The 20,300-nt window shown below is 72.2% G+C and carries 16 protein-coding genes; 6 read left to right on the top strand and 10 right to left on the bottom strand.

The window, feature by feature from the left end:
- The first annotated feature begins 151 nt into the window (after positions 1 to 151).
- Positions 152 to 1,099 carry a cation diffusion facilitator family transporter gene (locus tag ACMA1D_RS12350; RefSeq protein ID WP_414724050.1) on the top strand — a complete coding sequence of 316 codons (948 nt, stop codon included), beginning with the start codon at positions 152 to 154 and terminating at the stop codon, positions 1,097 to 1,099.
- A 57-nt stretch (positions 1,100 to 1,156) separates the two neighbouring features.
- On the top strand, positions 1,157 to 1,768 hold the full coding sequence (idi, locus tag ACMA1D_RS12345; RefSeq protein WP_414723959.1) for an isopentenyl-diphosphate Delta-isomerase: 612 nt from the start codon (positions 1,157 to 1,159) through the stop codon (positions 1,766 to 1,768).
- On the opposite strand, the gene ACMA1D_RS12340 is transcribed toward idi, so the two are convergent.
- Positions 1,743 to 2,237, bottom strand: a complete 495-nt coding sequence (locus ACMA1D_RS12340) for an ATP-binding protein (RefSeq protein WP_414723958.1) — start codon at positions 2,235 to 2,237, stop codon at positions 1,743 to 1,745. The genes idi and ACMA1D_RS12340 overlap by 26 nt on opposite strands.
- 683 nt (positions 2,238 to 2,920) lie before the next feature.
- Between ACMA1D_RS12340 and ACMA1D_RS12335 the strand changes: the two genes are divergently transcribed.
- The 4 genes from ACMA1D_RS12335 (at position 2,921) to ACMA1D_RS12320 (ending at position 7,739) form a co-directional block, all read left to right on the top strand.
- Complete coding sequence (locus tag ACMA1D_RS12335; protein ID WP_414723957.1) at positions 2,921 to 3,679, top strand: enoyl-CoA hydratase/isomerase family protein; 759 nt, start codon at positions 2,921 to 2,923, stop codon at positions 3,677 to 3,679.
- 68 nt (positions 3,680 to 3,747) lie between these two features.
- A complete protein-coding gene (locus ACMA1D_RS12330; RefSeq protein WP_414723956.1) occupies positions 3,748 to 4,605 on the top strand; it encodes an SCO6745 family protein in 858 nt (285 codons plus the stop codon).
- Positions 4,606 to 4,824: 219 nt separating this feature from the next.
- The gene (locus ACMA1D_RS12325) at positions 4,825 to 4,959 is read left to right on the top strand and encodes an LPFR motif small protein (protein WP_414723955.1); all 135 of its coding nucleotides are present in this window, start codon (positions 4,825 to 4,827) and stop codon (positions 4,957 to 4,959) included.
- A gap of 383 nt (positions 4,960 to 5,342) precedes the next feature.
- The gene (locus ACMA1D_RS12320; RefSeq protein WP_414723954.1) at positions 5,343 to 7,739 is read left to right on the top strand and encodes a Tex family protein; all 2,397 of its coding nucleotides are present in this window, start codon (positions 5,343 to 5,345) and stop codon (positions 7,737 to 7,739) included.
- A 318-nt stretch (positions 7,740 to 8,057) separates the two neighbouring features.
- Here the strand turns inward: ACMA1D_RS12320 and ACMA1D_RS12315 are convergent, their stop codons facing one another.
- From ACMA1D_RS12315 to ACMA1D_RS12275, 9 genes are all read right to left on the bottom strand, one after another.
- Positions 8,058 to 9,080, bottom strand: coding sequence for an SMP-30/gluconolactonase/LRE family protein (locus tag ACMA1D_RS12315; RefSeq protein ID WP_414723953.1), 1,023 nt, complete (start codon positions 9,078 to 9,080; stop codon positions 8,058 to 8,060).
- A 365-nt stretch (positions 9,081 to 9,445) separates the two neighbouring features.
- The gene (locus ACMA1D_RS12310; protein WP_414723952.1) at positions 9,446 to 11,659 is read right to left on the bottom strand and encodes an MMPL family transporter; all 2,214 of its coding nucleotides are present in this window, start codon (positions 11,657 to 11,659) and stop codon (positions 9,446 to 9,448) included.
- A gap of 823 nt (positions 11,660 to 12,482) precedes the next feature.
- Positions 12,483 to 13,751, bottom strand: a complete 1,269-nt coding sequence (locus tag ACMA1D_RS12305; protein WP_414723951.1) for a hypothetical protein — start codon at positions 13,749 to 13,751, stop codon at positions 12,483 to 12,485.
- Positions 13,751 to 15,325, bottom strand: coding sequence for an MFS transporter (locus ACMA1D_RS12300; RefSeq protein ID WP_414723950.1), 1,575 nt, complete (start codon positions 15,323 to 15,325; stop codon positions 13,751 to 13,753). The genes ACMA1D_RS12305 and ACMA1D_RS12300 overlap by 1 nt, the downstream gene beginning before the upstream one ends.
- A 411-nt stretch (positions 15,326 to 15,736) precedes the next feature.
- On the bottom strand, positions 15,737 to 16,477 hold the full coding sequence (locus tag ACMA1D_RS12295; RefSeq protein ID WP_414723949.1) for a thioesterase II family protein: 741 nt from the start codon (positions 16,475 to 16,477) through the stop codon (positions 15,737 to 15,739).
- Between the two features lie 293 nt (positions 16,478 to 16,770).
- On the bottom strand, positions 16,771 to 17,841 hold the full coding sequence (locus tag ACMA1D_RS12290) for an HAD-IIIC family phosphatase (protein WP_414723948.1): 1,071 nt from the start codon (positions 17,839 to 17,841) through the stop codon (positions 16,771 to 16,773).
- On the bottom strand, positions 17,838 to 19,004 hold the full coding sequence (locus ACMA1D_RS12285) for an acyl-CoA dehydrogenase family protein (RefSeq protein WP_414723947.1): 1,167 nt from the start codon (positions 19,002 to 19,004) through the stop codon (positions 17,838 to 17,840). The genes ACMA1D_RS12290 and ACMA1D_RS12285 overlap by 4 nt, the downstream gene beginning before the upstream one ends.
- A gap of 13 nt (positions 19,005 to 19,017) precedes the next feature.
- Positions 19,018 to 19,275, bottom strand: a complete 258-nt coding sequence (locus ACMA1D_RS12280; RefSeq protein ID WP_414723946.1) for a phosphopantetheine-binding protein — start codon at positions 19,273 to 19,275, stop codon at positions 19,018 to 19,020.
- Between the two features lie 14 nt (positions 19,276 to 19,289).
- The gene (locus ACMA1D_RS12275; RefSeq protein ID WP_414723945.1) at positions 19,290 to 20,201 is read right to left on the bottom strand and encodes a 3-hydroxyacyl-CoA dehydrogenase family protein; all 912 of its coding nucleotides are present in this window, start codon (positions 20,199 to 20,201) and stop codon (positions 19,290 to 19,292) included.
- Between the last annotated feature and the right edge of the window lie 99 nt (positions 20,202 to 20,300).

Genomic DNA, 20,300 nt, shown 5'->3' with positions numbered 1-20,300 from the left:
CTCACGCGATCCCGGCCCGTAGGGCATCCGCGCAGGTCACAGCCAATGACAACGGTATTCAGCGCCGCGTTGCATTCACCCCCCGGCACCCCGTTCACTGAGATCGACGCCGCGCTGCAAGAGCCGGCCGATGACCGATGTGGAGGCATTCATGGGTGCTGGGCACCAGCACGGTCACTCCCACGCGGCCCCGCCCGCCGGGGCGACGGGCACCGCTGCCGCCGCCTACCGCGGGCGGCTGCGGATCGCGCTCGGCATCACGCTGACGGTGATGGTGCTGGAGATCCTGGGCGGACTGCTCGCGGGGTCGCTGGCGCTGCTCGCGGACGCCGGGCACATGGCCACCGACGCGGTGGGCCTCGGCATGGCGCTGCTGGCCATCCACTTCGCCGGGCGGCCCGCGAGCCCGCGCCGCACCTTCGGCTACGCCAGGGCCGAGATCCTGGCCGCGCTCGCCAACTGTCTGCTGCTGCTCGGCGTCGGCGGCTACATCCTGTACGAGGCGGTCAGCCGCTTCCTCACCCCGGCCGCGACCGAGGGCGGGCTGACCTTGGTGTTCGGCGCGATCGGCCTGGTCGCGAACGTGGTCTCGCTGTCGCTGCTGCTCCGCGGCCAGAGCGAGAGCATCAATGTGCGCGGCGCCTTCCTTGAGGTGCTGGCGGACGCACTCGGCTCGGTGGCCGTGCTGGTCTCGGCCGGGGTGATCATGGCGACCGGCTGGCAGGCGGCCGACCCGATCGCCTCGCTGGTCATCGGGGTCATGATCGTGCCGCGCACCTGGAAGCTGCTGCGCGAGACGCTGAACGTACTGCTCGAAGGGGCGCCGCAGGACGTGGACACGGCCGAGGTGCGCGACCACATCCTGGCGCTGCCGGGCGTCGAGGGGCTGCACGACCTGCATGTGTGGACGATCACTTCGGGGCTGCCCGTCCTCTCAGCCCATGTCGTAGTAAGCCCGGAGGTGTTGGATTCTGTCGGTCATGAGAAGTTGCTCCACGAATTGCAGGGTTGCCTGGGCGAGCACTTCGACGTGGAGCACTGCACCTTCCAGTTGGAGCCCGGTGGCCACGCGGCGCACGAGGCTAGGTTGTGCCACTGACGCATGCCACTGACATGCGGCAAACTGGACCGCCGAAGCCCAACGACGAGGATGGACATGCCGACCACACCCATCAACGGCCCCTCCACCGACAGTGCGGCGGCAACCGTGCCCGCCCCCGCCGCGCAACCGATCATGCTCGAACTGGTCGATGAGGCCGGCAATACGATCGGCACCGCGGAGAAGCTCTCCGCGCACCAGGCCCCCGGCCGGCTCCACCGCGCTTTCTCCGTCTTCCTCTTCGACGACCGCGGTCGTCTGCTGCTCCAGCAGCGCGCGCTGAGCAAGTACCACTCCCCCGGCGTCTGGTCGAACACCTGCTGCGGCCACCCGTACCCGGACGAACCGCCGTTCGTCGCCGCCGCGCGCCGCACCGGCGAGGAGCTCGGGGCCGCGCCGCTGCTGATGCGCGAGGCGGGCCGGGTCCGCTACAACCACCCCGACCCCGCCTCCGGGCTGGTGGAGCAGGAGTACAACCACCTGTTCGCCGGGCTCATCGGGACCGACCTGCGGCCCGACCCCGAGGAGATCGCCGACACCGCCTTCGTCACGCCGGAGGAGTTGGACAAGCTGCGCGCGGAGCGGACGTTCTCGGCGTGGTTCATGGACGTGCTGGACACCGCACGGCCGACGATCCGTGAGATTACGGGCGCTGCCGCGGGTTGGTAGCCGTCAGCGGGAGCGCGGCCCAGACGACCTTGCCGCCGCTCGCGGTGTGCTCGACGTCATAGCTTCCACCGACCTCGTCCGCTACCGCCTTGACCAGCAACAACCCCCGCCCGCCGGTCTGGCCCTGGTCCGCGACCAGGGCCTTCGGCCGGTAGGGGTGGTTGTCCTCGACGGCGACCTTGACCCACTGCGGTCCGACGGAGACCTCGACCGCGATCTCCGGTGAGAGCAGCGCGGCGTGCTTGACCGCGTTGGTGACCAGTTCGGAGGCGATCAGCAGCAGGGACTGGAGGATCTCGTCGGCGACGGGAACGCGCTGGTTCCTGAGCAGGTCGCGCACGGCGTGCCGGGCCTGGGGCACGGCGGCCTCCTCGGTCTTGGCCGTGAACCGCCACACACCCTCGTACGCAATGGGTCTCCGGGGCGGGGCCTGCCCTGGGTCAGGCGGGACGCTCCCGAGAATCTCCATGTCCGATACCCACCCATCTAGCACTGCCGTGGCTCGATACTCGTGACGAGTGTTAGGAGTGCGCGGGGCGGCGCCGACCAACTGAACACAAGTCGGCGCCTATCGACACTTTTTGACCGGGTGGCGTTGGCGGGTTTACTAGTGCGACGCATTGTGTCCGCCCGGCCGGAAGCACCTTGATCGTCTCGGGACGGCTCATGGGGTACGCGTCCGCGTTCGGGCCCCACCGTCCGCCGGCGCCGTCGCACGCCCTGACCGGGGGCCGCGACCTCGGCGGTACGGGCCGGGCGCGGGCGGCCCCGACGCGGCGGCGGGTCCGGGGGTCGGCTCCGTACGGGCCCCGTCAGAACGGGCCGCGCGCCGGCCGGCCGTCGCGGCTGGATCGAGCCCGTCCGCGACGCCGTCCCGGGTGGCCGACCGCACTCGTCCGGGTGGTCCTGGTGCTCGCACTCCCCCGCCGCACCCACCCCATTGCGCCGCGCACCCCCCGTACGACGCGCCGTTCGCACCCCGAAACGCGTCTCATGCCGGCCGCCAACCCGTCTCCGACCAGGCACATCGCCCCTTCTGAACATCAGTGAGAACTTTGTTCCAGGGTTGGCCGCCGGACGAGTGATCTCTTCCACTCAGCAGACGATGGGATCTTCGTCGTAGCCTTCCAGCCACCCGGATACGATCCGCGCATGGAGCCTTGCCTGCTGTATTCGGTCACCGACGGCATCGCGACCGTCATGATCCACAACCCCACCAAGCGCAATGCCATGACGTACGACATGTGGCGCGAACTACCCCCCCTGCTCGACAAGCTCACGGTCGATCCGCACGTGCGGGCGCTGGTGCTGACGGGCGACGGCGACACCTTCTGTGCAGGCGCGGACATCGGCTCCCTGATCGAGCGGGGCGAGGAGGCCCAAGGGCTCGCGGTGACGGCCGAAGAGGCGCTCGCTGCCTTCCCCAAGCCCACCCTCGCCGCGGTGCGCGGCTTCTGCGTGGGCGGCGGCTGCCAGTTGGCCGCCGCCTGTGACCTGCGCTTCGCCACCAGCGACAGCGCCTTCGGCATCACCCCGGCCAAGCTCGGCATCGTCTACCCCGCCTCGTCCACCGCCCGACTGGTGGGCCTGGTGGGGCAGGCCACCGCGAAGCACCTGTTGTTCTCGGCCGAGTTGATCAACGCCCAGCGGGCCCACCTGCGCGGCCTGGTGGACGAGGTCTTCGCGCCGGAGGACTTCGACCACGAGGTGGCCCACTTCGCGCGCGTACTGGCCTCCCGCTCGCAGCTCACACAGGCCGCGGCGAAGGAGTTCATCGCCGGCGCGGTGGACCCCGACCGCATCGCCTACTGGACCGAGCAGGCCCGTACCAGCGACGACACCGGCGAGGGGGTCACCGCCTTCCTGGAGCGCCGGGCACCGCGCTTCCAGTGGACGCTTCCGGCCAGCTAACCGACGGCGGCCGGTCGCATCGCCGGCGCCGCTTCCGGGCGTGGCTACCTGCCGGTAGCGTGCGCGGCATGACCTCACTGCCCGAGCGCGCCGCCCGGCGCTGCTACAGCGTCCTCAACCCGCTGCACTCCTGTACGTACTTCGCCCCCGAGACCGCCGACGAGCTGGGGCAACTCGGCGTCAAGGAACCGCGGGGCGTCTACTTCGCCGCCCGCTCGGCCCCGCTGGGCCGGGTGGGCGCCGCGGTGGTCACCGCGACGTTCTACGGGTTCAAGCACGAACTGGTCGCCCAACACGTGCCCGGCGTGTGGGAGGTGACGACGCCCGAGGCCGCGATCGAGGCCCGCTACACCGCGGTCGACGCGGCGCTGCACCGGATGCTCGGGGCGGAGGCCTCCGCCGAACTCGCGGAGGCCGCCGAACTCGCGGTGCGTGCCACCGAGGCGTGCAGCCGCGCCGCCCGCCCGCTGTACGCGGCGCACGCGGAGATCCCCATACCGCAGAGCCCCGTCCTGGCCCTGTGGCACGCGACGACGCTGCTGCGCGAGCACCGCGGCGACGGCCATCTGGCACTGCTCGTGGACGCCGAACTCGACGGCCTGGAGTCGGTGGTCTCGCACTCGGCCAGCGATCACGGGATGAACCCCGAGTGGGCCCGCAAGATGCGCGGCTGGTCCGAGGAGGAGTGGGCGGCTGCCGAGGACCGGCTGCGCGAGCGCGGCCTGTTGGCGGCCGACGGGACGCTGACCGAGGCCGGCAGCGAGCTGCGCAAGGACCTGGAGCACCAGACCGACCGGCTGGACCGGGCGCCGTACGAGCACCTGGGTGCGGCGGGCGTCGAGCGGCTGACGGAGCTCGCCTCGACGTTCGCGGCGACGCTGGTGGCCGCGGGCGCCTTCCCCGCCGACCTCTTCCCCAAGCGCTGACCCGGGGTCCACGGCCGGGGAGGCTCGGCAGCGGCACGCCGGCCCGGGGCCGAACGGGGCACGCAGGGAGCCGCTTTGGGCGCGTCGGGTGCGCGCGGGCCGGTTTATCGGGGACGTCCCGGGTACTCGGGTTTCGGCAGGCGGCGTTCTGACGGGCGCGTCGTCGATGCGGACGAGACAGGAGCCCGAGACGGAAACCGAATCCGAGGAGGAAGTGCCGTGTTCCGTGCCATCGCCGATGTCCTCCGTACCGTGGGCGGCACGCTGGCCGCCGTCGTGACGCTCCCCTTCCGGGCCCTCGCCCGGCTGTTCGGCGCGGCGTCAGGCGGCGGTCCACGCCGCCGCAGGGTGTGAGCGCGCGCCGGTGGGTGACCACCTGACCCCGCCCGCGTACCGCCACATCCACGCAGCACACCGCAGCCGCCCGGCACCATGCCGGGCGGCTGTGGCGCGCCCGGGGCCGGACGCAGGGCGAGGCTTGCCGACGGGTGCGGCGCGGGCCCCCCCGGGGCGGGCGCGCCCGGGGCGCCACGTGGCGCCGGGCAGTGCTGACCGGCCCGAGCCAGCCTGCGCCGTCCCGGCCGACCGTCGCTCACCTGCGGCGCCGTGCCGTCGGCCGTGCCGGGGCGGGGCGCCCGTGGGGCGCGGGGACGCGCGGGTTGGTCCGCCATGGCCGCGTTGTCACACCCACCTGCCACAATGCAGGTCGCGGTGCAGACCAGAAAGCGGAGCGTGAAGTGACGACGTCCATCGAAGGCCGGATCGCCGATGAGCTGGGAGTGCGGGAGCGGCAGGTGAAGGCCGCCGTCGAGCTGCTCGACGGCGGTTCGACGGTGCCGTTCATCGCGCGCTACCGCAAGGAAGCGACCGAGATGCTCGACGACGCGCAGTTGCGCGCCCTTGAGGAGCGGCTGCGCTATCTGCGCGAGCTGGAGGAGCGGCGGGCGGCGATCTTGGAGTCGGTCCGTTCGCAGGGCAAGCTCGACGCGGAGGTGGAGGCCCGCATCCTGGCCGCCGACTCCAAGGCGCGCCTTGAGGACGTCTACCTCCCGTTCAAGCCCAAGCGGCGGACGAAGGCGCAGATCGCCCGCGAGGCGGGGCTCGAACCGCTGGCGGACGGCCTGTTGGGCGACCCCTCGGTGGAGCCGCGGGCCGCCGCCGCCACCTTCGTGGACGCCGAGCACGGGGTGGCCGACGCCGCCGCCGCGCTGGAAGGCGCGCGGGCCATCCTCACCGAGCGGTTCGGCGAGGACGCGGACCTGATCGGCGAGTTGCGCGAGCGCATGTGGCAGCGCGGCCGGCTGGCGGCCAAGGTCAGGGAGGGCAAGGAGGAGGCGGGCGCGAAGTTCGCCGACTACTTCGACTTCGCCGAGCCGTTCACGGAGCTGCCTTCGCACCGGGTGCTGGCGATGTTCCGGGCCGAGAAGGAAGAGGTGCTCGACCTGACGCTGGAGCCGGAAGAGCCGTCGGAGACGCCCGGCCCCAGCTCCTACGAGCAGGCGATCTCGCGCCGCTTCGGGATCGCCGACCGCGGCCGGCCCGCCGACGGCTGGCTGGCCGACACGGTGCGCTGGGCCTGGCGCACCCGGGTCCTGGTGCACCTGGGCATCGACCTGCGGCTGCGGCTGCGGCAGGCCGCCGAGGACGAGGCGGTGCGGGTCTTCGCGGCGAACCTGCGTGACCTGCTGCTCGCGGCGCCCGCCGGGACGCGCGCCACGATGGGGCTCGACCCCGGGTTCCGTACGGGCGTGAAGGTCGCGGTCGTGGACGCCACCGGCAAGGTGGCCGCCACCGAGACGATCTACCCGCACGTGCCGCAGCAGAAGTGGGACGCCGCGCTCGCCACGCTGGCCCGGCTGGCGAAGGAGCACCAGGTCGAGCTGATCGCGATCGGGAACGGCACCGCCTCCCGGGAGACCGACAAGCTGGCGGCCGAGCTGTGTGCGGGCCACCCCGAGCTGCGGCTGACCAAGGTGATGGTCTCCGAGGCGGGCGCCTCGGTGTATTCGGCGTCGGCCTTCGCCTCCCAGGAGCTGCCGGACCTGGACGTTTCGCTGCGCGGCGCGGTCTCCATCGCCCGCCGGTTGCAGGACCCGCTGGCCGAGCTGGTGAAGATCGACCCGAAGTCGATCGGCGTCGGCCAGTACCAGCACGACCTGTCCGAGGTGAAGCTCTCGCGCTCGCTGGACGCGGTCGTGGAGGACTGTGTGAACGGCGTGGGCGTGGATGTGAACACGGCGTCCGCCCCGCTGCTCAGCCGGGTCTCCGGGGTCAGCGCCACCCTCGCCGAGAACATCGTGGCGCACCGGGACGCCAACGGCCCGTTCCGCAACCGCAAGACGCTCAAGGACGTGAGCAGGCTGGGTCCGAAGGCGTACGAGCAGTGCGCGGGCTTCCTGCGCATCCGCGGGGGCGACGACCCGCTGGACAGTTCAAGCGTGCACCCCGAGGCGTATCCGGTGGTGCGGCGGATGGTGGCGACGGCCGGGGGCGACGTCGGCTCGCTCATCGGCAATACGGCGGTGCTCCAGCGGATGGACGCGGCGCAGTTCGTGGACGACTCGTTCGGGCTGCCGACGGTCACCGACATCCTCAGGGAGTTGGAGAAGCCCGGCCGGGACCCGCGGCCCGCGTTCAAGACGGCCACGTTCAAGGAGGGGGTCGAGAAGCTCGGCGACCTCGTGCCCGGGATGTTGCTGGAGGGCGTGGTGACCAATGTGGCCGCGTTCGGCGCGTTCGTGGACGTCGGGGTGCACCAGGACGGCCTGGTGCACGTCTCGGCGATGTCGAAGACCTTCGTGAAGGACCCGCGGGACGTGGTGAAGCCCGGTGACATCGTGCGGGTGAAGGTGTTGGACGTGGACATCCCGCGCAAGCGCATCTCGCTGACGCTGCGGCTGGACGACGAGGCCGCGCCGGCGGGTGCAGGGCGGGACGGCGACCGGCCGGAGCGCGGCGCCGGCCGGCGGGGCGCGCCGCAGCAGCGGCAGCGCGGATCGGGTGGCGGCCAGGGCGGGCGCTCGGGCGGCGGCCAGCGCTCCGGCTCCGGGGCGCGGCGCGACGCGGCGCCCGCCGGCGGGGCGATGGCCGACGCGCTGCGCCGGGCGGGCCTGCTGGACCCGGGCCGCGGCTGAGCCCCAATGCGGCGGTGTGGTCGGGCAGTTGGCTACTTCCCGTTGTCCGGGCCCGCCCGCTGGCGAACCGTGGGGCGGGCCCGGACGGGTTCGGGCGCCGCGACGGGCGTGCCGCACGGTGGTCGTGCCGCAGCCCGCACGCGGCCGAGGCCGGTACGGGCTGCGGTTCGGTGGTTCTTCTTGGCTCCGCCGGTGCTGGTGCCGGGACCGGTGGACCGGCGCCCGGTTCGGGCCGTGGTTTGGTGCTTCCCCCTGGCTCCGCCGGGTTCCAGCGGTCCGACGGTCGGTGCGCCGGGGCCCGTGCGGGCCCGCCGGCTCCTACCCCTGGGGGCGGCGGGCGCTCAGGCGCCAGCGGGTGGCGTAGGCGTCGAGGTTCTGGGCGGGGGCGTCGGTCGCCGCCGCGTGGGGGCGGGTGGGGCCGCAGCCGCGGATGCGCGGGGCTCCGGTGGCCGCCACGACCAGCGAGTAGACGTGGTAGCCGGCGGTGATGAAGAGCCGGTTGTTCTTGGGGCCGCCGAAGGTGACGTTCGAGGCGGTCAGCGGCAGGATGATGCGGCCGATGAGGGTGCCGTCCGGGGCGTAGCAGTGCAGTCCGCCGCCGCCCGCCGCGGCCCACAGCCGGCCCTCGTCGTCGAAGCGGACGCTGTCGAACTGGGCGACGTTGGCCGGCGCCTGGGCGAAGACCGTGCCGGGGCCGAGCGTGCCGTCGTCGCGGACGTCGTACACCTTGATGTGGCCGCCGACCGTATCGGCCACAAAGAGCCGGCGCTCGTCGGGGGAGAAAGTCAGGCCGTTCGGCGTGAGGAATCCCTCGGCCATGATGCGGACCTTACCCGTGGCCGGGTCCACTCGATAGATGTTGCTGGCGCCGATCTCGCTCTCGCCACGGTTTCCCTCATAGTCGCTGAGGATGCCGAAAATGGGATCGGAGAACCAGATCGAGCCGTCGGACCGTACGATCACGTCATTCGGGCTGTTGAATCGCTTGCCCGCGTACCGGTCGGCGATGACGGTGCGGGAGCCGTCGTGCTCGGTCCTGGTGACGCGGCGATTGCCTTGTTCGCAGGTGATCAGCCGGCCCTCGCGGTCCAGCGTGTTGCCGTTGGGGTGGCCGGCCGCGGTGCGGAAGACGCCGACCGTGCCGGTGGCCTCGTCCCAGCGCAGCAGCCGGTCGTTGGGGACGTCGCTGAAGATGAGCTGACGCCAGGCGGGGACGTAGAGCGGACCCTCCGACCAGCGGGTGCCGTCATACAGGAGTTCTAATCTCAGATCTCCGTTGGCGGGGATAAGAAATCGGTCGTCCAGGATTTCATAAATATCCGAGCGCCCATCAATTGCCATGGTTTCTCCCACTGGCTCACATGCCTCACGAACACCCGCATGTTTACAGAACCTCCACCACAGCCGCAAGGGCTCGTATCGCATTCTTCAATGCGTTCCAAAATGCCAAAGAAAACGGACTCACTCATTCCTGGTGGGCGTCCGCCGGCGGCCTTCACGAAAAGCGGACCCGGCGATTCTTAAAACGTGCACGGCACACACGGAACGGGCTCGGAAGCTGCCGGGCCGGCCGGCCGCGCCTGGACTGCCGCGCCGGCCTTGGCCGGGCCAGGGCCGCGGGACCCACCGCCCGGCCCGGTACGCGCCCGGCGGCGGCCACCCCCGTCGGGGATGGCCGCCGCCGTGTGGAGCGGGCGCCCGCCGTGCTAGACGCGGGGTGCCATGCGCTCCGCGTCCAGCGCGCCGTGCGCGACGGGCTGCGGCCGGTTCAGCTTGGCCCCTTCGATGTCCAGGTTGGGCAGCATCCGGTCCAGCCAGCGGGGCAGCCACCACGCGCCACGGCCCACCAGCATCAGCAGCGCGGGCACCAGCGTCATCCGGACCAGGAAGGCGTCGACGACGATGCCGACGGCGAGGCCGAAGGCGATCGGCTTGAGCGTCAGGTCCTCGGCGGTGACGAAGCTGGCGAACACCGAGAACATGATCAGCGCGGCGGCGGTGACGACCCGGGAGGCGTGCCGCGAACCCGCGATGACGGCCTCTTCGTGGTTGCCGGTGTGCACGAAGTGCTCGCGCATCCGGGCCACCAGGAACACCTCGTAGTCCATGGCCAGGCCGAACAGCACGGCGATCAGCACGATCGGCATGAAGCTGAAGACCGGGCCGGTCGTCTCGACGCCGATCAGTTCGGCGAGCCAGCCCCACTGGAAGACCGCGACCGCAGCGCCGAAGGCGGCGCCGACCGAGAGCAGGAAGCCGAGGGCCGCCTTGATCGGCACCACGACCGACCGGAAGACCAGGAGCAGCAGGACCAGGGCGAGGCCCACGACCACGCCGATGAACGGCAGCAGGGAGTCGCTGAGCCGGTCCGAGACGTCGATCGCGGCGGCCGTGGAGCCGGTGACCAGGATGCGGGCGTCGGCCTCCGCCGCCCACTGCGGCGTCTCGTCCCTGATGTCACGGACCAGCCGCACCGTCTCCTCGTCCCGCGGGCCCTCCTTCGGCACCACGGTCAGGATCGCGGTCCGCCCGTCGTTGCCCACCTGCGGCTCCTGCACGGAGACGATGTCCGGCAGGTTGAGCCCCTTGAGCTCGGCCTCGACCTGCTTGGCCGCGGGCCTGGGGTCGCCCGTGGCCTTCTGCACGAGGACCAGCAGTCGGCCGTTGTTGCCCGGGCCGAACGCCTCGGAGATCTGGTCGTACGCCTTGCGCTGCGTGGAGTCGGGCGACGCGGTGCCGTTGTCCGGCATGGCCAGGGTCAGTTGGGTGGTCGGGACCGCGACCGCGCCGAGGCCGAGCACGACGATCAGCACCGTGGCCAGCGGCCGGCGGGTCACCAGGCGGGCCCACCGCTCGCCCCCCGTGCGGCCCTCGCCGGAGGAGGCGCGCTCGCGCCGGCTGGCCCGGGAGCCGACCTTGGGCCGTACCCGCTCGCCCGCGAAGCCGAGCAGCGCCGGCAGCAGGGTGATCGCCACGGCCACCGCCATCAGCACGGTCCCGGCGGCGGCGAGCCCCATGACGGTCAGGAACGGGATGCCGACGACGCTCAGGCCGGCCAGCGCGATGATCACGGTGAGGCCGGCGTAGACGACGGCGCTGCCCGCGGTGGCGGTGGCACGGGCCGCGGACTCCTCGGCCGCCATGCCGGCGGCCAGTTGCGCGCGGTGCCGGGAGAGGATCAGCAGGGCGTAGTCGATGCCGACGGCGAGGCCGACCATCAGCGCCAGGCTGGGCGCGGTGGAGGAGATGGTGGCCACGTTCGAGATCAGCATCAGCCCGATCAGCCCGACGGCGAGCCCGATCAGGGCGGTCAGCAGCGGCAGCCCGGCCGACAGCAGCGAGCCGAAGGTGATGACCAGGACGACGATGGCCACGGCCAGGCCGATGACCTCGCCGATGCCGGGCTCAAGGCCGGCGGTGCTGTAGATCGTGCCGCCGACCTCGGCCTCCAGGCCGCTCTTGCGGGCCTCGGCGGCCAGGTCTTCGAGCGCGGTGACGCTGGAGTCCTCCAGTGCGTCCCGCTTGATCGGGTACAGCACCTGGGCCAGGGCGGTCCGCTTGTCCTCGGAGATCTTGTTCGCCTTGAAGGGGTCGACCGCGGTCTCCACCTGGGGGGCCTTGGCGGCTGCCGCGACCGTGCGCTCGATGGCCTGGCGGTAGGCGGGGTCCTGGACGGTCTTGCCCTCGGGGGCGACGAAGACCAGTTGCGCGGTGACGCCGGTGGAGGCCGGGAGCGACTTCTCCAGTACGTCGATGCCCGCCTGGGACTGCGAGCCGGGGATGGTGGCCTCACTGTCCAGGTGGGAACCGTACGCGGCGAGCCCGCCGCCGGCCAGGGCCAGCAGCAGTAACCAGACGGCGAGGAAGCGGCCTCGGCGACGGAACGCCGCTCTACCGAGGGAGTACAGCAAGGTGGCCATCAGATTGTTCCTTCTATCGTCGATGGGAAGGTTGCCCAGCACGGGCCTGCCTCGGCCTCACACAGCGACGTTGGGTGGCGTCGGTGCTGGTCAATCCCTGGTTCTGCGGAGCGGTCACGCCGGGCGGCGGGCCGTCCCCGCCGGGCGTCGGTCAGCAGACCTGACCCGGCGGGGGCGGCGGTACCAGTGGTGCGGGTGCCGGCGTGGGGTGCCGGCGCGGTGCGGGTCGTGCCGGGCGCGTGGGGGGTGCGGGCGCAGGTGCGGGAGGCCGGTGGGCCGCTCACACTGGGTGGTGCGGCGGCGGGCGGCGGGCCCGCTGCGCGCCCCGGTACGTCCGGGGCGCGCGCCCCGTAGGGGGTGTGCCGCGCCGGGGGCCGTGGGGAGCTCGTCGGGTGTCGACCGGTCCGCGGGCGCCGGCCCGTACGCCCGGGGCGCGAGCGGGGCGGGTGCGGTGCTCAGGTACGTGCGGAGAGAAGTGGCCACGAGAAGGCCCTCCGGGTTCCGATGGAGTCCGACGAGATCTCAGACGCTACGGAGAATGCGCGCCGCCATCGAGCCGCCAGACCCCCGGATCTACAGGGGGGGCTCCCCCGCGCCCCTGGTAGGGGTAACCCCCGAACTACCCGGATCGCGCTGGTCAGTTGGGTTACGGCCGGCTCGGGAAACCCTACCCAACCCCTACTGCTGATGCGTAAGGGGTTTGAGCGTGCGCAGTGATGTATAGGGGTTCGTGGGATGGATGTTTCTGGTGATGCTTCTGAGGTCAGCGTCCGCGCCGTCACGCGCCGGGGAGCCAGCGCCGCGAGACGATCGGGCGGGGGCATCAGAGCGCGTCGGTGTCCACGAGGCGTCGCCAGCCCTGGCCGGTCAGGGCGTGGGCGGGGACGCCGGAGCCGCCGAGCCGTCGCCAGCTCCCCGGCACGGCGAGCAGACAGCCGGTGAGCGCCGCGAGGGACAGCCCGGCCGCCGGGTCCGAGCCGACCGGAAGCAGCTCCTCCCGGCTCCCGGAGTACCAGCCGCTCCGGGTGGCGGCCCGAGCCAGTTCGCGTACCATCGCCCGCCGTCCGCGGCCAGTCTCCGCGTGCCGGACCAGGGCCGTCAGCAGCATGTGGGTGCGCACCCCGGCGCGGACGGCGGGCAGCGGCCCGACCGGCTCGGCGCAGGAGACCCGGAGCCAGCGGCGCACCAGGTCGGCCCCGGCGAGTTCGGCGTTGACCGGCTCCACCAGGCGCGGGTTGACGTCGATGTAGTGGACCAGGCCGAAGTCCTCGTCCAGTACGGCGTCCAGCGCGAGCGGGCCGTGCCAGTCGAGCACCGCGCCGAGCTTCGCCAGGTGTTGGATGACGTCGGGCAGCACCACCGACTCCTTCACCGACGCACTGCCCTGGACGCCCTCGCGTCGGCGCAACACCGTGTGCGCGCCGGCCAGTTCACCCCGGTCGAAGAGCGCCTGCACCATGACCACCAGGCCCGGCATCCGGCGCTGCACCAGCACTTCGCCGCCGGCGTCGAAGGTCTCCCGGACGGCGGGAAGGGTGGCGATGCGGGTCAACTGCTCGGGCTCTTCGGCCAGCCACACGCCCCGGCTCGACGTGGCCACCGGGAGCTTCACGTACGCCGGCAGCCGGCCCGCCTCGGCCAGCAGGGCGCCTTCGTCCGCGGCGAGTGCGGTCTCCGGCTGCGGCAGTCCGATGTCGTCGAGCAGCCGGGTGGCGGCGGCTTTGTCCTGCACCTGGCGGATCGCCCGGAAGTCGGGGACGGCGAGCCCGGGCACCAGGGGGGCGAAGTCGGCGCGGTACCTGGCCAGCGCCACCAACTGCTCGTGGGTGGGCAGCAGTACGTCGTACGGGTGGCGGGTGAGGACCTCGCGGAGGGCTTCGAGGTAGCGCAGCGGGTCGGCGGCGAACGGCGGGCACTTGTGGCGGCGCCCCACCCACCGCGAACCGGCCGTCAGGGAGGTGCCGCCGCAGTCCATCACCCCCACCCGGTGCCCCTGTCGGCCCAGCACGGTGAGCACCTGGCGGGCGGTGGCGCTGGACGCCTCGGTGAGGAGCACCCGGTAGCGCCGGCCTGCCGGGGCGGAGTCAGCCATCAGTCTTCCCCTCTGCCTGCGCCGTTTTCGTGGTGGTCTGCACGGCCTTCACGGCCTGCGCGGCTGTCGCGGTCTGCGCGATCTTCGCGGTCCGGCCCGGGCGGAAGGCCCGGCGCGCCGTCGCCGGACACGCCGGGCCTGGTGGTGGTGCCCGGCTGGATGGTGCTGCCGGGCGGGGTGGTGCTGCCGGGCCGGGCGGCGTTGCCCGGCCGGGTGGGCCCGTGGCGGCCCGTCCCGCGGGCGAGGACGCCGGGCGCCAGCGCCGCGGCGCCGGCCACGAAGAACACCAGGATCGACAGCCAGGCGGTCCGGTAGCTCCCGGTCTGTTGGAGGACCAGGCCGAAGACGGTGGGGCCCACGAACCCCAGGCACCGGTTGGCCATCTCGAAGATGCCGAAGTACTCCGCCGTGCGGCCGGCGGGCACCAGGCTGACGAAGACCGACCGGGAGAGCGCGTACGTGCCGCCGACGACGAATCCGGCGGCGACGCACAGCGTGGCGAAGGCCGGGAAGGAGCGCTGCGGCAGCAGGGCGCCGGTGATCACGGTCGCGGACCAGACGCAGGTGAAGCCCAGCAGTACGGTGCGTCCGCCGAGCCACTCAGCGAGCCTGCCGGCGATCACCGCGCCCGCGAAGGCCACGAACTGCACCAGCAGGATCGCGGTGATCACGTCGTCCTGCGGCAGGTCGAGGTGTTCCACCGCGAACGTCCCCACCAGCGAGGTGACGCTCTGCATGCCGTTGTTGTAGAGCACGAAGGCGACCAGGAACCAGGCCGCGCCCGGATAGTGCCGCAGCCCGCGGACGGCGGCGACGACGGCACGGTAGGTGCTGGCCCGGGCGGGCGCGTCGGCGGCGGTGGCGCGGGCCGCTTGAGGCCGGCCGTAGCCGCGCAGCAGCCACACCGCGAGCAGGCTGAACGCCAGCCACCACAGCCCGGTGGTGAGCAGGATGAGGCGGACCGCCTGCTCCTCGGTCAGCCCCCACTCCTCGTGCTGGGCGTAGATCAGCAGGTCCGCGATGAGCACGATGCCACCGCTGAGGAAACCGGCCGCGGAGCCCTGGGCCGAGGTGCGGTCGCGCCGGCCGGGCGGCGCGATGACCGGCAGATAGGTGTTGACGATCATGATGGAGGCGCCGAGCCCCATGGCCGCCAGCACGTACAGCGCCCCGCCCAGCAGGTAGTCCGCGTCGCCGATCGCGTACAGGGCGCTGGCCGCGCCGGCCCCGGACAGGGCGGAGACGGCGAGCAGCAGGCCCTTGTCGTACCGCTCGGTGAGCACCGCGGACAGCGGCAGGACGAAGAGCTGGAGGAAGACCGAGAGCGCGATCAGGAACGGGAAGTACGAGCTGGCCAGCACCTGGATGCCCAGGGGGTGCAGGTAGCCGCGGCCGTCGGCGGCGCGCTCGCACACGTCGGTGATGAACGGGCCGAAGAAGATCGAGGTGACGGAGGTGGTGAAGACGGCGTGCGCCCAGTCGTACGCGTACCAGCCGAGCCGGCCGCGGCGGGCGGCCCGCCACAGGGCCTCGGTGGCGTCCGGCGGGCCGGGTGCCGTCGTGTGCGCGGTCATCGGCACCGCCCCGCGGCGGGCGGGCGCCGCCGGCCGGGGCGCCGGTGCGGGCATCGGCACTGGCGCGGGCGGGCGCCGGGGCGGGGGTCGGCGGCCGGCTGGCTGGCGGGCGGTGCGGTGGCCGGGTGGCCCGGTTCCCCGGTGGTGGTCGGCCGGTGGGCAGGGCACCGAGCTGCGGGCATGGGCGGTTCCTCCGGGTGGGTGCGGGCGCGCGGCCCCGGCTGGCTGGGGCCGGTACGGTCCGCGCCCCCGCGGTCGGTGAGCGACGGGTGCCGCAGCGCGCCGCCGGGTGGCCGTCCGGGGCTGCGGCAGCGGTGGGGTGGCGGGGCCGGGCGCAGATCGGCCGGCCCGTCGAGCAACCGGCCCACGGGACAGCCGATCAACCGGTCAGCGGGACGATCCGTCAGCGGATCAACCGGTCAGTGGTCGGGCCATCTCCTGGATGAGGGTCTTCGCGTGATCGTGCAGGAAGAAGTGGCCCCCGGGGAACATCCGCAGCACGAAGGGGCCGCTGGTCTGTTCCCGCCAGGCCGCGAGTTCCGGCTCGTCGGCCCGGGGGTCGGCATGGCCGCCGAAGACGGTCAGCGGCAGGTCCAGGAGTGGTTCGGGGCGGTGTACGTACGTCTCGTTGACGGCGAAGTCGGCGCGCAGCAGCGGCAGCAGGGAGTCCATCAGGGAGCGTTCGCGCAGCACCTCGGGTGGGGTGCCGCCCATCCGGGCCAGCTCGTCGATCAGCTCATCGGTCGGCAGGTCACGCAACGCGGCACGACTGTCGGGGAGTTGGGGTGCGGCCCGGCCGGAGACGAACAGGTGGACCGGGAGCGGCCGGCCCGTGCGGCGCAGCCGGCGTACGAGCTCGAAGACGACCAGCGCCCCCACGCTGTGGCCGTAGAGCGCGTACCTGCCGGTGAACTGCTCGTGCAGGGCGTCGGCCAGCGCGTCCACCAAGGTGTCGACCGAGGTGTGCGGCGCCTCCCGGAACCGTTCGGCCCGGCCCGGCGGTTGCACCGGACAGAGGGTGACGCCGGCGCCGACGAGTCGGCGCCATGGGGCGAAACTCGCCGCTCCCGCTCCGGCGTTGGGCAGGCAGTACAGCCGGGGGCGGGCCGCGGGCGGCTCGCCGAAGGGCAGCCACGGTGTGGCCCTTGACACGGTCGGTCGGTTCACGGCCGGCTTCCGTTCCTCGGGGTCGGGGTGCTCGTCTTGTGGGCGTTCTTGCGAGGGTGCGGTGGGGCCTTCGTGGGTGGCTGTGGGGGTGCCGGCTGGCGGTGGGCAGCCGGCGCGGTCCGTGGACCGCGCCGGCCCGGCACCACGGGGCGACGGGCCGTACGACCGACGCGCCGTACGGTCCGCGCCCCGCGGGGCCCACCCGTCTCAGGGCCAGCCCGCCCAGGGCCAGTCACACCCCAGAGCCAACCCACCCCGGCGACCAACCCACCACAGGATCAATGCACCGTGATGGTCAGGTAGTCCGGCGGGGGTTGGATGCGGTCCAGGTCGGACTGGAGGACCACGCGGTCGCCGTCGCGTTCGATCTCCTGGAAGCCGGCGAACGCGTAGGTGACGTACATGACGCGGTTGCGGCCCGTCTCCACGAAGTCGGCGCGGAGTTGGGCACCGGCGTCGGCCGCCCGCCGCATGATGTGGTTGAGCAGCACCGTGCCCACGCCGCGAGCCATCACGCGGCAGGACATGAGCATCATGCGCAACTGCCAGATCGGTCCCGCGCGCTCCACCAGTGCGAGGCCGATCTTGCCGTAGCTGCCGTACTGGTCGGTCAGCCCCGCCACCAGGAGCAGGTGGTCCGGGTCCTGGCGCAGCTTGTCCAGCTCTTCGTAGGAGTAGGTGCGGCCGGTGGAGTTGAGCTGGTTGGTGCGTACGGTCAGCTCTTCGGCGCGCTGGAGGTCCTCCTCCTGGGCCGGGGCGATGGTGAACTCCATGCCCAGGGTGGCGAGGAACTCCTCGCTGGTGCCGGCGTACTCCTGCTCGGCCTCGTCGCGTACGGCCGCGCTGCGGTACATGTGGCGGCGCAGCTTGGACTCGTCGGTGATGAACTTGGGTTGGAACTCGGGGGTGTGCAGGGCGGTGGGGACGTCCGCCGCGTCGACCGTGAGCACGTCGGGCAGTTGGTGGGACACCTCGGCGCGCTCGAAGGGTTGGTCGTCGACGAAGGCGATGGCGTCCAGGCCGATGTTGATCGACTTGGCGATGTGCTCGATGGAGCCCGACTTGGGGTTCCAGTTGATCTGCGGGTAGAGGAAGTACTCGGCCAGGCCGGCCTCTTCCAGGCGCTGCATGGCCGCGTCGTGGTCGTTGCGGCTGGCGATGGAGTGCAGCACGCCCAGCGTGTCGAGCCGGCGGATCTCCTCGACGACGGCGGGGCGCACGGTGACCCGGTTCTCCTCCAGCAGGACGCCGTCCCACAGGGTGTTGTCCAGGTCCCACACCACGCACTTGATGCGGCCCTGCCGCGGCTTGCCTGCGGGCGCGGCGGAGGTGCCGTTGGCCTCGCTCACCGGGTCACCTCCCGGTAGGCCGCGTCGGCGATCGTGATCTGTTGCAACTCCGTGCTCCCCTCGATGATTTCGGCGACCTTCGCGTCGCGGTAGAGCCGGGCCACCGGGTAGTCGCTGACGAACCCGTTGGCGCCGTGGATCTGCACCGCGTCGCCGGCCGCCGCGGTGGCCGCGGTGGACGCGTGGTACTTGGCCACCCAGGTGGCCATGATGGTGGCCGGGTCGTCGGCGTCCTTGAGCCGGCCGGCCTCCGCGCACAGCAGCCGGGCGGACCGGCTGCCGACGACCATGTCGGAGATCTTGCGGCGGATGAGCTGGAGCTCGGAGAGCCGGCCGGCCGCCACCCGGCGCTTGGACGTGTAGGCCACGCAGGCGTCCAGACAGGCTTGGACGACGCCGACCGAGCCGCAGGCCACGCTGTACCTGCCCAGGTCGAGCGCGCCGGTCATCACGGTGCCTGCGGCCCAGCCCGGCGGGCCGATCAACGCATCGGCGTCGACGCGCACCCCGCGCAGGACGATCTCGGCGAGCATGCTCGCCCTGGTTCCCATGGCGCCGGTGATCGGGGTGACCTGTACGCCCGGGCTGTCGGCCGGGACCAAGAAGGCGCTCATCCCGGTCTCGGTGCGCGCGAAGACCAGCAGGAGTCCGGCGACCTGGCCGGCCGTCATCCACTTCTTGTGCCCGTCGATGATCCAGTCCGAGCCGTCCTGGCGGGCCGTCGTGCCGGCGGCAGCCGCGTCGCTGCCGCTGTCCGGCTCCGTCAGGCAGAACGCGCCGATGAGCTCGCCGGCCGCCAGCCGGGGCAGCCACCTGGCGCGCTGCGCATCGCTGCCCCAGCGGTGGACGGTCCAACTGACCATGGTGTGCACGGTCAGGAAGCTGCGTACGGAGGAACAGCCGCGGCCCACCTCCTCGTGCACCCGGCCGAGCTCGCTCCAGGTCAGTCCGCTGCCCCCGTCGGCCGGTGGCAGAAAGGGCGACCAGAGCCCCAACTCGGCTATCCGGTGAAGGAGTTCGGGTGGCAGCCGCTCGGCCTGGTCCCAGCCGTCCGCGTACGGCACGATCTCGGCGTCGACGAACGCCCGGACCTGCGGGAGGTCGACCGGCGGGGCGGCGCCCGGCGGGCCGGCCGGCCCCGGGTCGGTGGCGTGCACCGTCATCGCGTCCTCCACATCAGGTCGTGACGGGGGCGTCGGTGGTCAGCCGCTGCACCAGCGAGGCCATCGAGTCGATGGTGCGGAAGCTGTCCAGGCGCAGCTCCTGGTTGGGCACCCGGATGCCGAACTGCTTCTCCACGAACATCACCAGTTGCATGGCGAACAGGGAGTTCACGAAGCCGAGTTCGAAGATGTCCTCGTCGTCCTTGAGGACGATGTCGGGGAAGTTGCCGGTGATGAAGTCGCGGATCGGGGCGCGCACGTCGTCGGACATGATCAGGGGTCTCCTCAGCGGGTGGCGGTCACGGGGGTGTGGGCCTTGCCGTTCTGGCTGGGCCGCGGGGTGGCGGCGGCCGGGCCGCCGTAGGCGTAGAAGCCCTCGCCCGACTTGCGGCCGTGCAGGCCGGCGTCGGTCATCTTCTTCAGCAGCGGGCAGGGCCGGTACTTGCTGTCGGCGAAGTGCTCGTACAGCACCTCGATGCTGTACAGGATGGTGTCGACCCCGATCAGGTCCGCGGTCTCCAGCGGGCCCATCGGGTGTCCGAAACAACTGCGGAAGACCTCGTCGACGGTCTCGGCCGTGGCCACGCCCTCGTACACCAGGAACGCGGCCTCGTTGACGGTCAGCATCAGCACCCGGTTGGAGACGAAGCCGCAGGCGTCGTTGACCGGGATGGCCTTCTTGTCCATGGAGGTGAGCAGGGTGCGTACGCGCTCCAGGGCGTCCTGGTCGGTGTGGTGGCCGGGGATGATCTCCACGGCCGGCTTCATCGGGACCGGGTTCATGAAGTGCACGCCGACGAACTGGCGGGGCCGGCCGGTCAGCGAGGCGAGCCGGGTGATCGGGATGGCCGAGGTGTTGGCGACGAAGACCGCCGACGGCTGCACCACCGCGTCCAACTCCAGGTACAGGGCGCGCTTGAGGTCCCAGTTCTCGGTGATGTTCTCGATCACGATCTCGGCGTCGGTCAGCAGCGCGAGATCGGTGCCGGTCCGGATGCGGGCCAGTGTCTGGTCCGCGTCGATCTCCGGGCCGCCCAGCATCCGGCTCATCCGGCAGTTCATCTCGATGGTGCCCAGGGCGCGTTCCGTTGCCTGCGGGTCGTTGTCCACCAGGGTTACGGTGTGGCCGACCTGGGCCAGGTTCTGTGCCACTCCGGCGCCCATGACGCCGGCGCCGACGACTCCCACGTGTGTCACCGCGGTGCTCCTCTTCTGGGTTGCTGGTCCGCTGGTTGCGGTTGCTGGTCCCCCGGCCTGTGGGGTGCAGCGGTCGGGTTGGCTTGCTGTGTGGGTGGT

Source organism: Streptomyces sp. 796.1 (assembly GCF_047525675.1).
Classification (GTDB): domain Bacteria; phylum Actinomycetota; class Actinomycetes; order Streptomycetales; family Streptomycetaceae; genus Streptomyces.
Note: the sequence above shows the minus strand (reverse complement) of the source record. Positions and strands in the feature narration are given on the sequence as shown.